Source organism: Streptomyces sp. NPDC048637 (assembly GCF_040650675.1).
Lineage (GTDB): Bacteria > Actinomycetota > Actinomycetes > Streptomycetales > Streptomycetaceae > Streptomyces.
The window spans coordinates 438,398-450,970 of record NZ_JBEZHQ010000002.1; the positions used below are offsets into that span (position 1 = coordinate 438,398).

9 protein-coding genes and 1 tRNA gene are annotated in these 12,573 nt (G+C 72.2%); 4 read left to right on the forward strand and 6 right to left on the reverse strand.

Going from position 1 to position 12,573, the window contains the following annotated elements; genetic code table 11:
* Positions 1 to 52 precede the first annotated feature (52 nt).
* From tmk to AB0C46_RS04825, 4 genes are all read left to right on the forward strand, one after another.
* Entirely contained in the window at positions 53 to 3,391 is a 3,339-nt protein-coding gene (gene tmk / locus AB0C46_RS04810) for a dTMP kinase (protein WP_362825677.1), read from the forward strand.
* A gap of 239 nt (positions 3,392 to 3,630) precedes the next feature.
* The gene (locus tag AB0C46_RS04815) at positions 3,631 to 4,881 is read left to right on the forward strand and encodes a DNA polymerase III subunit delta' (protein WP_362825678.1); all 1,251 of its coding nucleotides are present in this window, start codon (positions 3,631 to 3,633) and stop codon (positions 4,879 to 4,881) included.
* A gap of 439 nt (positions 4,882 to 5,320) precedes the next feature.
* A complete protein-coding gene (locus tag AB0C46_RS04820; RefSeq protein WP_362825680.1) occupies positions 5,321 to 6,910 on the forward strand; it encodes an alpha/beta hydrolase in 1,590 nt (529 codons plus the stop codon).
* Between the two features lie 103 nt (positions 6,911 to 7,013).
* Positions 7,014 to 7,087: transfer RNA gene (locus AB0C46_RS04825), tRNA-Thr, on the forward strand.
* 257 nt (positions 7,088 to 7,344) lie between these two features.
* On the opposite strand, the gene AB0C46_RS04830 is transcribed toward AB0C46_RS04825, so the two are convergent.
* The 6 genes from AB0C46_RS04830 to AB0C46_RS04855 all read right to left on the reverse strand — a co-directional run bounded on the left by AB0C46_RS04830 (position 7,345) and on the right by AB0C46_RS04855 (position 12,512).
* Positions 7,345 to 8,238, reverse strand: coding sequence for a hypothetical protein (locus AB0C46_RS04830; RefSeq protein WP_362825682.1), 894 nt, complete (start codon positions 8,236 to 8,238; stop codon positions 7,345 to 7,347).
* Positions 8,239 to 8,381: 143 nt separating this feature from the next.
* Positions 8,382 to 8,813, reverse strand: a complete 432-nt coding sequence (locus tag AB0C46_RS04835; RefSeq protein WP_362825683.1) for a lasso peptide biosynthesis B2 protein — start codon at positions 8,811 to 8,813, stop codon at positions 8,382 to 8,384.
* Positions 8,810 to 9,067 (reverse strand): lasso peptide biosynthesis PqqD family chaperone, encoded by a 258-nt coding sequence (locus tag AB0C46_RS04840; protein ID WP_362825685.1) that lies wholly within the window; start codon positions 9,065 to 9,067, stop codon positions 8,810 to 8,812. The genes AB0C46_RS04835 and AB0C46_RS04840 overlap by 4 nt, the downstream gene beginning before the upstream one ends.
* A complete protein-coding gene (locus tag AB0C46_RS04845; protein ID WP_362825687.1) occupies positions 9,045 to 10,883 on the reverse strand; it encodes a lasso peptide isopeptide bond-forming cyclase in 1,839 nt (612 codons plus the stop codon). The genes AB0C46_RS04840 and AB0C46_RS04845 overlap by 23 nt, the downstream gene beginning before the upstream one ends.
* Before the next feature lie 38 nt (positions 10,884 to 10,921).
* The gene (locus AB0C46_RS04850; RefSeq protein WP_158744766.1) at positions 10,922 to 11,056 is read right to left on the reverse strand and encodes a lasso RiPP family leader peptide-containing protein; all 135 of its coding nucleotides are present in this window, start codon (positions 11,054 to 11,056) and stop codon (positions 10,922 to 10,924) included.
* A gap of 256 nt (positions 11,057 to 11,312) precedes the next feature.
* On the reverse strand, positions 11,313 to 12,512 hold the full coding sequence (locus tag AB0C46_RS04855; RefSeq protein ID WP_362825688.1) for an NAD(P)/FAD-dependent oxidoreductase: 1,200 nt from the start codon (positions 12,510 to 12,512) through the stop codon (positions 11,313 to 11,315).
* Between the last annotated feature and the right edge of the window lie 61 nt (positions 12,513 to 12,573).

Below are 12,573 nucleotides of genomic sequence, written 5' to 3' on the forward strand. Positions count from 1 at the left end.
CTTTGTTCGGGCAGGCGCTCGACGCCCCGCACCGTATCGATAGGCTGGCGAGATGACGCGTGCCGAGCAGCCAACGGTCGTGACCCCCACTTCAGGCGCCCTAGCGGCGGATTCCCGCGAGCGCGCCGTGCGAGCCCTGCTCCGCTTCCCCCCACTGAAGCGACTGTGGAGCGCCCAATTTGTCGGGGGTATCGGCGATGCCCTGTCCATGCTTGTCCTCGTACTGCTCGCCCTGCAGGCGGCGCTGTACGTCCCGTTGGGCGGCGAGGCCGTCTTCGGCGGCGGCTATCGGGGAGCCGCCCTCGCGGTCACCGTGGTCTTCGCGGCCCGGATGCTGGCGATGCTGGTCTTCGGAGCCGTCCTGCTGGGACCGCTGTCCGCGCTGACGGCGCCGGCCGGACCGCTGGACCGGCGCTGGACGATGATCGGCGCGGATGTGCTGCGGCTCGCGCTGCTGGTCATCGCGCCCCTCTGGATCGACTGGACGCCGGACGACGCACTGGCCTGGCTGCTGGTCACGGTCTTCGTCACCGGTGTCGCCGAACGCTTCTGGACCGTCGCACGGGAGAGTGCCGCACCCGGGCTGCTGCCCACCCCGCCCCCCGAGGGCGCCGCGGTCCGCCCGCTGCCCGACAACATGGACGCCCTGCGCCGCCTCTCGCTGCGCACCAGCTTCGTCTCGCTGCCCATCGCGGCCGCCGCACTGGTCGTCGTCACGCTCATCAGCAAGCTGCTGGGCACCGGCATCGACTGGTTCCACCTCCACCAGGCCGCGCTCGGCTCGTATGTCGCCGCCGGGCTGTTCGCCGCCTCCGTGTCGATCCTCTACTTCATTGAGTTCCCCGGTGTGCCGACGCCGCGGCCGCGCTCCCCTCTGGAGGGGCTGCGCCGTCCCAAGGCCGCCGGAGCGAAAACCGGACAGCCGGCAGTGGGCGGGAAGGCGGAGAACGGCACCGCCGGCCCGGCCGTCGACAAGGGCCGTACGGGCGCGATCCCGCTGCTGGTGGCGGCCTGCGCCGCCGTGGCCGCAGCCCTCGCCGCGGCCGTCTCGCTCGCCGTCCTGCACGGCTACGACCTGGCCGGCGGGCCGGCCGCGTTCGCGCTGCTGGTGCTCGCGCTGACCGGCGGTGCGGCCGTCGGCATCCGCGGTGCCCACCGGGTGCTGCCCACCCTCTCCCGGCGCCGGCTGCTCGCCCTCGCGGTGGCCGCCACCGGCCTCGCGCTGCTGGCCATGGGCCTGGTCCCGGATCCGACGACGGTGCTGCTGCTCGCGCTGCTGGCCGGTATCAGCGCCGGGATCGCCGCCAATACGGGACACGTCCTGCTGGACCAGGAGTCCGGGGAATCCCGGACCGCCCGGACGACCGAGCATCTGCACGCCGTCGTCCGGCTCTCCATCGCGCTGGCCGCCATCGTCGCGCCGCTGCTCGCGGCCGTCATCGGCCCGCACCACGTCGGCGACGGCGCCTTCAGCTTCTCCTACGGCGGCGCCGCCTACACCCTGATGCTGGTCGGTGCGCTGCTGCTGCCGGTCGCGGCCCTGGTGCTGGGCAAGGCCGACGACCGGCAGGGCGTACCGCTGCGGCGTGATCTGCGGGACGCGCTGCGCGGCGGCGACCCGGCGCAGGCGCCCGCCCCCACCGGCTTCTTCATCGCCCTGGAAGGCGGCGACGGGGCCGGCAAGTCCACCCAGGTCGAGGCGCTCGCGGAGTGGATCCGCAGCAAGGGCCACGAGGTCGTGGTGACCCGCGAGCCGGGTGCCACCGCCATCGGCAAGCGGCTGCGTTCGATCATCCTGGACGTCTCGACGTCCGGGCTCTCGGACCGGGCGGAGGCGCTGATGTTCGCCGCCGACCGGGCCGAGCACGTCAACAGCATCATCCGGCCGGCTCTGGAGCGGGGCGCGGTCGTCATCACCGACCGGTACATCGACTCCTCGGTCGCCTACCAGGGCGCCGGGCGCCATCTCGCTCCCACGGAGATCGCCCGGATCTCGCGCTGGGCTACCGACGGGCTCGTCCCCCATCTGACGGTGCTGCTCGACATCTCCCCGGAGACCGCACGAGAGCGCTTCACCGAGGCCCCGGACCGGCTGGAGTCCGAGCCCGCCGAATTCCACCAGCGGGTGCGGGCCGGCTTCCTCACACTGGCCGCCGCCGATCCCGCGCGCTACCTGGTCGTCGACGCCGGTCAGGAACCGGAAGCCGTCACCACCGTCGTACGGCACCGCCTCGACCAGGCGCTCCCGCTGTCCGAGGCCGAGCTCCAGGCGCAGGCCGAGGCCCGTCAGGCCGCCGAGGATGAGGCCCGCCGCAAGGCCGAGGAAGAGGCCGCGCGCAAGGCGGAGGAGGCGCGCCTGGAGCGCGAGCGCCAGGAGCAGCTCGCCAAGCTGCGCGCCGAGGAAGAAGAGCGCAAGCGCCGCGAGGCCGAGGAGGCCAGGGCACGCGAGGAGGCCCGCCAGGCCGAGGAGGCCCGCAAGCGCGCGGAGGAGGCCCGGCAGGCCGCGGAGGCGGAGCAGGCGCGCCGCGAGGCGGAGGAACGGGCCCGCCAGGCCGAGCAGGAGCGGCTGCGCAAGCAGCACGAGGAGGAGGCGCGGCTGCGCAAGGAGGCCGAGGAGCGCCGCCTGGAGAAGCAGCGCAAGGCCGAGGCGGCCCTGGTGCGCGCCGAGGAGGCCCGGGTGGCGGCGGCCGAGGCGGCCGCCGCGGCGGAGGCCAAGGCCGCGGCTGAGGCGGCGGAGGCGGCCGACGCGCCCACGGCGGAGACCTACGTCGCGGACCTGCGGAAGCGGCTGGGGGAGGGCACGCCCGACGACTCGTCGGCGTCGGCGTCCTCGCCCTCGTCCGGTTCCGGCTCGGACAGCGAGCGGACCGAGGAGTCGCTGCCGCGGCCCGGGACGCCGGGAGATGAGGTCTCCCGTGCGGCGGACGAGACGGCGGTACTGCCTCCGGTACAGCACGCGCAGGACGCCTGGCACGGCCGCGGCGCCGGCGCGGACGTCGAGGAGACCGCGGTGCTGCCGCCCGTACGGGGCGATGTACGCGGCGACGACGGGCGCAGCGGTGACCCCGCCGACCGGGTGCCGCCGTGGATGTTCCGCAAGGAGACGCCCGACGCGGCGGCCGGGAGGAACGGCGCCGCGCCGGGGCAGCCGTCCGCCCCCGGGGAGTCGCGCGTCGAGCGCACCCGCGAACTCCCGCAGATCGACCCGGCGACGGGCCACCCGGTGGAGAGCCCGCAGCGCAACCGCCGCCGCCCCGAATGGGCGGAGGAGACCCCGCTGGATGATCTGCCCACGCTCGCCGACGAGCTGCTGGGCCCGCGCGGGGACGAGGACGCGGACGACGGCAGGGGCGAGGACGGCCGCCGCGGCGGCCAGGGACGGCGCAGCTAGCCGGTCGGGGCGCCCCCGTACGAACGGCCGTGGCCGCAGCGGAAAGAGCTGCGGCCACGGCCGTTGTCCGTCTCGGGAGGGCGCCGTCCGGCCGCCCGGCGCCGGCTTCCGGATTCGTTTGTCAGTGGGTTGCACCACAATGGGTCAGGCGCGGAGCACTGCGCGGTGTGCGGGGCCGGGCGCACACGCACTCCGCGTGGCACGGGCAGGACGGAACGGAACAGGAACGGCGGACAGCGATGGCGGTATGGGACGACGTGGTCGGCCAGGACCGGGTGACGGCGCAGCTGGCCGCGGCCGCGCGCGATGCGGACGCCCTGGTCTCCGCGGACCAGGCGGGGCAGGAGCCCCCGCGCGGTGAGCGGCCGGAGCCGCCGTCCGCGGACCGCAGCGGCGCCTCCCAGATGACGCACGCCTGGCTGTTCACCGGCCCGCCCGGCTCCGGCCGCTCCTCCGCGGCCCGCGCCTTCGCCGCCGCCCTGCAGTGCGTCAGCCCGGACCGCGCCCTCGGCGGCGCCCCCGGCTGCGGCTTCTGCGACGGCTGCCACACCGCCCTGATCGGCACCCACGCCGACGTCGAGATCGTCCGTACGGACCTGCTGTCCATCGGCGTCAAGGAGACCCGCGACCTGGTCCGCCGGTCTTCGCTCTCCCCGTCCGGCGGCCGCTGGCAGGTGATCGTCCTGGAGGACGCCGACCGCCTCACCGAAGGCGCCGGCAATGTCCTCCTCAAGGCCGTCGAGGAGCCCGCGCCCCGTACGGTCTGGCTGCTCTGCGCCCCCTCCGTGGAGGACGTCCTCCCCACCATCCGCTCGCGCTGCCGCCTGCTCTCCCTGCGTACGCCGCCGGTCGACGCGGTCGCCGACGTGCTCGTCCGCCGGGACGGCATCGAGCCGGCGGCCGCCGACCGGGCCGCCCGCGCCACCCAGGGACACATCGGCCGGGCCCGCCGCCTGGCCACCGATGAGCGTGCCCGCGCCCGCCGGACGGCCGTGCTGAAACTCCCCCTCCGCGTCGACGACATCGGCGGCTGCCTCAAGGCCGCCCAGGAGCTGATCGACGCCGCGGGGGAGGACGCCAAGCAGGTCGCCGAGGAGGTCGACACCAAGGAGACCGAGGAGCTGCGCGCCGCGCTCGGCGCCGCCGCCGGCACCGGCGGACGGCTGCCGCGCGGCACCGCCGGTGCCATGAAGGAACTCCAGGACAAGCAGAAGCGCCGCTCGACCCGTACCCAGCGCGACAGCCTCGATCTGGCCCTGGTCGACCTCACCGGCTTCTACCGCGACGTCCTCGCCCTCCAGGTGGGCGCGTCGGTACCCCTCGCCAACGACGAGGTACGCGACAGCGTCCAGCGCATCGCCACCGCCTCGACCCCCGAGCGCACCCTCCGCCGGATAGAAGCCGTCATCGCCTGCCGTGAGGCCCTGGACCGCAATGTGGCCCCCCTCCTCGCGGTCGAGGCGATGACGGTGGCGCTCCGCGCCGGCTGACCACCCCCACCGCCCAGGGCACCGGCCCCCGCCGGTCCCCGGCCACCGACTCCAGGAGCCGCACACACCACGTCCTCACCCGGATACTCTCCGTGCGGGAGCGTCCCCCCCGTCACCTGTCATCCGCCATCCGCCATCCGCCATCCGCCATCCGCCCGCCGCCGTCCCCTACCGAAGCCGACTTCCGGTACTGAAGCCGACTCCCTGCCGGGAGCCGGCCCCGGACCGGTCCCGGACCGGCCCCACCGCTCAGCGCCAACACCGACCAGCACCGCCCGCACTGCCGGCGCCGCCAGCACCGGCTACACCGCACGGCACGCCTGACCCGCGCAGTACCTGCACCCCACCGCACCCCACTGCACCCCACCGCACTCCACATCCAGGGACCCACGCCGCACTCCACACTCCACACTCAGGGACCGAGACCAAGGGACCGCCCATGGCCACCAGCCGCCTGCTCCGCACCTCTGCCGCTGTTCTCGCGGCCACCGCTCTGCTGATCTCCGGCTGCTCCTCGGGGAGTTCGTCCCCCGGCAGTGAGGCGTCCCCGGGCCACAGAACGGAGGCCGGCGCCCAGCGCCCCGCGGAGCCCGCCTCCCTCGCGCCCCTCCCGGCTTCCACCCCATCCGGCCTTCGCCCGTATTACGACCAGAAGCTGAGTTGGCATCCCTGTCGGGTGGCGGGCTTCGAGTGCGCCACGATGAAGGCGCCCCTCGACTACGCCAAACCCAGCGCGGCCACCGACCTCAAGCTCGCGGTGGCCCGCAAGAAGGCCACCGGCCCCGGCAGCCGGATCGGCTCCCTCCTGGTCAATCCGGGCGGCCCCGGCGGTGCGGCGATCGACTACCTCCAGCAGTACGCGCCCCAGCCCGCCCCGGTCCGCGCGCGCTACGACCTGGTGGCGATGGACCCGCGCGGTGTGGCCCGCAGCGAACCGGTCGAGTGCCTGACCGACAAGCAGATGGACCGCTACACCCAGACCGATGTGACCCCGGACTCACCGGCCGAGGTCAACAAGCTCACCAGCGCCTACCGCAGCTTCGCCAAGGGCTGCGCATCCCGCGCCGGCAAGCTCCTCTCCCATGTCTCCACCATCGAGGCGGCCCGCGACATGGACGTGCTGCGCGCCGTCCTGGACGACGAGAAGCTCAACTACGTGGGCGCCTCCTACGGCACCTTCCTCGGCGCGACCTACGCCGGCCTCTACCCCTCCCGCGTCGGCCGCATGGTCCTGGACGGCGCCATGAACCCGGTGCTCGACTCCCGCACCGTCAACATCGACCAGACCACCGGCTTCAACACCGCCTTCAGCGCGTTCGCCGCGGACTGCATCAAGCACAAGGACTGCCCGCTCGGCACCCAGAGCGTCAAGGACGCCGGCCGGCAGCTCTCCGCCCTCTTCAAGAAGCTGGACGCCCACCCGGTGGCGACGGGCGAGGAGCGCAAGCTCACCGAGTCCCTCGCCACCACGGGCGTCATCGCCGCCATGTACGACCAGCGCGCCTGGCCCGTCCTGCGCGAATACCTCGCCCAGGCCAAGGCCGGCAACGGCCGCGGGCTGCTCACCCTCTCCGACAGCTACTACGAGCGCGATCCGAACGGCACCTACGCCAACCAGATGTACGCCAACCCCGCCGTCAACTGCCTCGACCTTCCCTCTGCCTTCACCAGCCCCGCCCAGGTCCGCGCCGCCCTGCCCAGCTTCCGCAAGGCCTCCCCGGTCTTCGGCGAAAACTTCGCCTGGGCCGCCCTGAACTGCGCGTACTGGCCGGTCAAGCCCACCGGCACGGCCCACCGCATCGAGGCCAAGGGCGCCGCCCCGATCCTCGTCGTCGGCACCACCCGCGACCCGGCCACCCCCTACACCTGGGCCAAGGCCCTCGCCGCCCAGCTCTCCAGCGCCACCCTCCTCACCTATGAGGGCGACGGCCACACCGCCTACGGCCGCGGCAGCAAGTGCATCGACACCGCGATCAACAACTACCTCCTCAAGGGCACCGTCCCCCCGAAGGGCAAACACTGCAAGTGACCCGCACCACACCCGTCTCCCTCTCGCCCCGCCGCCCTCTGACCAGCCCCTGAACGCGTTACAGAGCACCCCTCCGCCATGTGTAGACTGGGCCGCGCACCACGCCGCCTTAGCTCAGTTGGCCAGAGCAACGCACTCGTAATGCGTAGGTCTCGGGTTCGAATCCCGAAGGCGGCTCAAGGGAAGCCCAGGACACCTAAACCGTGACCTGGGCTTTTTCTTATGCGCTGACACTGCGGGGCGGAAGCGCGATGATCTTCGTGCGCCCGGGTGTGGCCATGGTGTGGCCATCGGGCTCGACTTGGCGCCGCAGTGTGCCCCGGGGCGGGGCTGACGCGGGGTCCCCCGGGGCCCTCCGGCCGGTCGCCTCGGAGGCCTCAGTGGCGATCTTCGGCGTGGCCGGGCTGCCCTCGCAGGGGCGAAGTGCCGCGGCGCTAGACGTGGGTGGTGTCTTCGGCTGCCGGTGTGTCCGGGTGGATTCGGGCGGTGCCGATGGAAGCCGATCGAGCGTTGTAGATCACCGAACTGTTCGTGCCGTGCAGGTTCATGGTCGCGGAGTCGCCGGTGAGAGTCTTTCTGAATTCCCTGATGAGGGCGCGGGTGGCGACGGGGAGAATCAGCAGGGTGGAGGCAAGCAGGATGATCTGGATGGCAGATGCCGCCAAGGCGCCGAGGCCGTCGAATACTGAAAGGATCGAGGGAGCCGTCAAGAGTGAGAGAGTGAGCGCGAGGAAAACCGTCACCAGCTGGGCGTCACTCGCCGTGCCCTCGGGTGACTTCTCGCGGAACTGTACGTCGCCCTCTTCATTGTGCGAGTGTGGACGTTTCCAGTTCTTGGCTTCGTTTCCGGCAACCAGGAGCTCTATGGAAACTTCCTGGTCAACCTCAAGATGGGCGACGAGACACAGCAAGCCCGCGCTGTCGTCCCCGGTGTCGTGCGCCAGGAGGGAGGCGCCGAGTTCCTCCTCGGGTTCCGGGGAGAAGTGAGATTCCAGAACTTCTGAATCGCCGGGAAACCGGAAACGGATCTTATGGTCTTTGATGACCTTGTTGCCGGTGTTTTTGAGTTTGACTTTAATGGCGCACAGGTCGCTGACGTTCTGTCCGCCGTAGGATATTCCAACCTTCTGCTGGAAGTCCCGGTCAATGGATACGATGCTGGATTGAGTGCGGGCTTCCCAGGTGATTCGCTTGACCGGTTCGCGCCGGGAATTCAGATACCAGACGAGCAAGGTGACGCAAGCGGTGATCGCCGAACCCACGAGTGCCGGAGGCGCCCACCCCGGTAGGGCGTGGGAACTCTGTTCCGCAAGATAAGCGGCCTGCATCTGTCGCTTCCCCGTCCTGTGGTCGTCATGGCGGAGGGGTCACTGTAACGAGGTGGCTGGACGGGTGGATGCGTTTGACCAATCGTCACCCCGAGGCGCCTGGGGCTCCTTTCGCGTCGATGCTCTGCTCACTGGCCCCCGGCTCAGCGGCCGTCCCCCGCCCCCACCGGCGGTATGGCGATCAGGGGTTTGTAGTGGCCCTTGGGGTGGGGTTCGCCGATGGGGTGGTTGTCGGCTTCCACCCAGGCGTGGGCGGCGAAGGGGTGGGTGCGGACGCCGGTGCACCAGGTGGGCCAGGTGCCGCGGGCGCGGCAGAGCAGGGCGGTGGCGATGGAACGCTGCAGGCAGCCCTGGCCGGCGCAGCGCAGGCTGACGGAGACGACGGCCTCGCGGGCGGCGAGGGCCTGGTCGGGGGTGGCCGGCCGGGCGCCGCGGCGGGTGAATTCCAGGACCTTGCGCAGGCGGGCGGGTTTGGCCTTGGCCAGCAGCCGGGCGATGCCGACGGCCAGGAGGGGGATGAGGCGGCGGTGCAGAGGCAAGGTGCGCCGCTCGGACAGGGCGACGGGCAGGCTCATGTGATCACCAGGTGTGCGGTGCGGAGTTGGCCGATCACCGCGGTGACGTCGAGCTCGGCCCGGTGAAGGTCGATCCGGTGGTGGTCCGCGACATCGGCGGCGATCCGTGCGGGCTCGTGGCCGTCGAGGAGCTGGCGCAGGACCTGGCCGCCGGTGGAGTTGAGCTGCCAGTAGCGGCCGGTGCGTTCGTTGAGCAGCACGGTGCCGTCGTCGGTGTCGGTGGCCACCACGTCAGGGTGCAGGCGTATGGGCATCGTCGGACCTCCAAGCAGGGGTGGGGCGGGTGGCGGCGCGCAGCCAGAGTTCGCAGCCGATCAGTGGCTCCAGCGCGATGCCCATGGCGTTGTCGGCCTGGGGGGAGAGCAGTTGGGTGCGCAGTTTCCCGGGGTCGATCAGGCCTTGGGCGGCCAGGGCGGAATCGGTGAACAGGTCGAGGACGGCGGGGAGGTTGCGGCGCAGCCCGGTGCTGGCCTCATCGCTGAACTCGCCCTTGGTGCCGCGGCCCAGCACGTTCGCGGGGACGATGCCGCGCATCGCGTCGGCCAGCAGCGGCTTGTAGCGCCACGGGCCGGCGTGCTCGTGCACCCGGACGCCCAGGACGGCTTCGACGACCCGGTCGTCGAAGAACGGGGAATCCAGCTGCACACCGGCCCCGGCGAACGGGCGGGCCAGCAGGCGGTACCAGGGTGCGCTGGTGCGCAGCGCGACCAGGGTCTGGTGCTGGCCCAGGTCGGTGGAGAGCGGCTGCGCCTGTGCGGCGGTCTGCCGGAGGGCCTCGCGGGCCGCGTCGGTTGCCGTGCTGGTGGCCCAGGACGGTGCGCGCAGTGGCCACAGGCCCCAGCCGAGGCTGGGCCGGCGCTTGCGCAGGGGCGGGTCGGTGAGGTGGTCGGCCTGGGCCTGCCACCATGCCGCCTCGTCCCCGGGGCGCGCCAGGGCGGCCAGGGTGTGCAGCAGGGGCCAGCGTTTGAGGGCGGCGTAGCCGCGGACGTGCCGTAGCGCGGTGAGCGGATGGCGCCGGAGCAGGGGGTGCAGATAGCCGGGGAAGGGGGTGAAGAGTTCGTCCCCGCCGTGGCCGGCGAGATGGCGGCGCGCGCCACGGTCGGCGAGCAGGCGGGCGGTGTGACGGGTGCGCGCGGCGGTGCGGACGAACGGGTAGGGCTCCTCCGTGTCCATGAGCGCGTCCGGGTCGGCGAACAGTGACGGGAGTTCGGCGGGCGGGACCACCAGGTGCTCGGCGCGGTCGAGGGCGTCGATGGAGCGGGCGGCGAAGGCGGCGTCGTCGTTGCCCGCTTCGGCCTCGCCCCATCGGAACGTCAGCAGATCGGGGGTGTTTTGGGCGGCGAGGAAGCAGAGGGAGGTCGAGTCCATGCCTCCGGAGAGGTCGCTGCTCAGCCGGCCCCCGTCGGGCGTACGGTCGTGCAGTGCCGTGGTGAGCGCGTCCCGCACGGCTGCTGCGCCTGCCGACAGCGGCTGTTCGGGGGCGGGCGGCCGCCACCAGCGCAGCTCGCGGGCGCGTTCGCGGTCCCACACCAGGCAGTGGTCCGGGGCCAGGGGGGCGATGCCGGACCACAGGGGCTGATCGGCCAGTGGAGACGGGATGAGGCCGCCGCAGGCGACGCGGACGGCCAGGGCGCCGGTGTCGATTCCGGCACCGGTCATCGCGGCGAGCACATCGGCCCGGTCCGCGGCGATGCCCACCCCGTTCATCCGGGTGTGGAACACCCGGCGCAGTCCGGTCAGGCTGCCCTGGACGCGGACCTGTCCGCCGACCGAGGCCACCACATGACAGGAGCCCGGCAGAGCGGCGGCCAGCGCGTCCACATCGGACACCGTCCGTATCCGCGCGGTGAGTTCGGACAACCGGGTGGCGGTGACCGGGCAGACCCCGGCCACCGCCACCTGCACCGGGCCCGCTGTGGCCACCCGTATTTCCCCGGGTGACCACCGGCCCACCAGCCACGGCCGCCCTGACGCATGCGAGAGCACCCGCGGAGCCGCCCAGGGCGTCACCGCGCGAACCTCGTCTGCGGCCGCCGTGTCCGGCAGAACCACGAAACCGGCACCGGTCATCTACACATACTCCTGAGAGTGATCAGGGACGGGACGGATCAGCCGCCGTAGTGGCCGAAGATGTCCTTGCCCCAGCCGATGAAGCCCAGCGTGTCCTCGTTGAACTCGCCGACCTCGATCAGCATCGGGGCGGCGTAGGGCTCCACGGTCGACAGCTCGTTCTGCTCTTCCATCACAGCCTCCTTCGGTGAAACAGGTGGTCATCCGGCCACCTGCGACAAGCTGACACCTCTGCGGACGACGTGATCGAAGTGTTGATCGATCGCGTCGAGGTGTCCCGTCCGCGTCCCGCTGGGTGCGGGGGCAAGACGGTTGAGCAGCCGTCCGGTTGGGCCCGTGGTATGCGAACGGGCATTGCGCGGACGGACGTTGTGGGGGAGCGGCCGCCAGGGGACGGGCTCCTGCTGGCGGGCTCCCATTGGTGGGCTCCTACTGGCGGGTGAGTTCCTCGCGCGCGTGCAGGTCGGGGGTGAAGAACTCCTCCACCCCGATGACGCCCGCCAGCGTGGCGAAGTAGCGGTCCATGAGCTCCTGGTCCCCGGCGACGGTGCGCAGCATGGACAGCCGGTGCTCGGCCACTTCGAGGGCCGCCACCGACAGCGTCGAGTGGTAGGCGTCGACGAGGATCTCGTCGCGCTGGTAGGCGTACTCCTCCAGCCCGTCGATCAGCTTCCCGGGGTCGCGCAGACCGGTGCCGATGCAGTCCACCAGCAGCTGCGCCTGGCGGAAGGCGTCGGTGATACCGCGGGCGGTGATCGAGTCCTTGTGGTGGCCGGCGTCCCCCACCAGGGCCCAGCCGAGCCCGGCCGGCTCGCGGAAGTAGTTCCGCTGGTCGCCGGTGCCGTGCAGCCGCTCCAGCGGGGTCTGCGACTCGATCTTCGCGTACAGCTCCGGGGCCGTGTCGCGGACCGCCGCCAGGTAGGCGCCCATCGCGTCCTTGCGGACCCGCTCGAACTCGTCCTGCGGGAAGTACGCCGCGATCAGCGTGGCGTTGTCGTTCGTGGGCACCGTGCCGACCCAGCGGCCCGGTGCCTCGTAGAGCTCGAAGCGGTCGGTGATGCCTTCCCAGTACGTGTAGTAGGCGCAGGTCGCGGCTGGGTCCTCGGTGGTGATGCGCGAGTCGACCATCGTGGCGAAACGGGAGCGCATCCCGTCGGCGCCGACCACCAGGCGGGCGTGCTCCTCGGTGGCCTGGCCGTCGGAGGTACGGAAGCGCACCCCGATGGCCTGGCCCTCGTCGTCGGACAGCACGTCGGTCACGGTGCAGCCCTGGCGGAACTCCACGCCCGAGGCGACCGCGGCGTCCGCGAGGATCTCGTCCAGGAGATAGCGGCGGGGGGCGTATGCCGCGCGGTGGCCGTCGACCGGGATCGAGCACCCCTCGATGCGGATGTCCGCGATCCGGTAGACGGCCCGGTCCAGCGGTGGGCAGCCGGTGGCGATCACCTTGTCGAGCACACCCCAGCGCCGCAGCAGCGCCACACCGGGCTGGTGGATGTAGAGCGTGCTGAGGGTGTCCCGGGGGAACTCGGCGCGGTCCACCATCAGCACCTGGTATCCGGCACGTGCGAAGAGCATGGCGGTGGAAGCCCCGGCGCAGCGCGCCCCGACCACGATGACGTCGTACACAGTCGACTCCCTGACCTGCTCGTGACCCGCAGTTGGCGGGCCGAGTTCCTGATCGGGACGT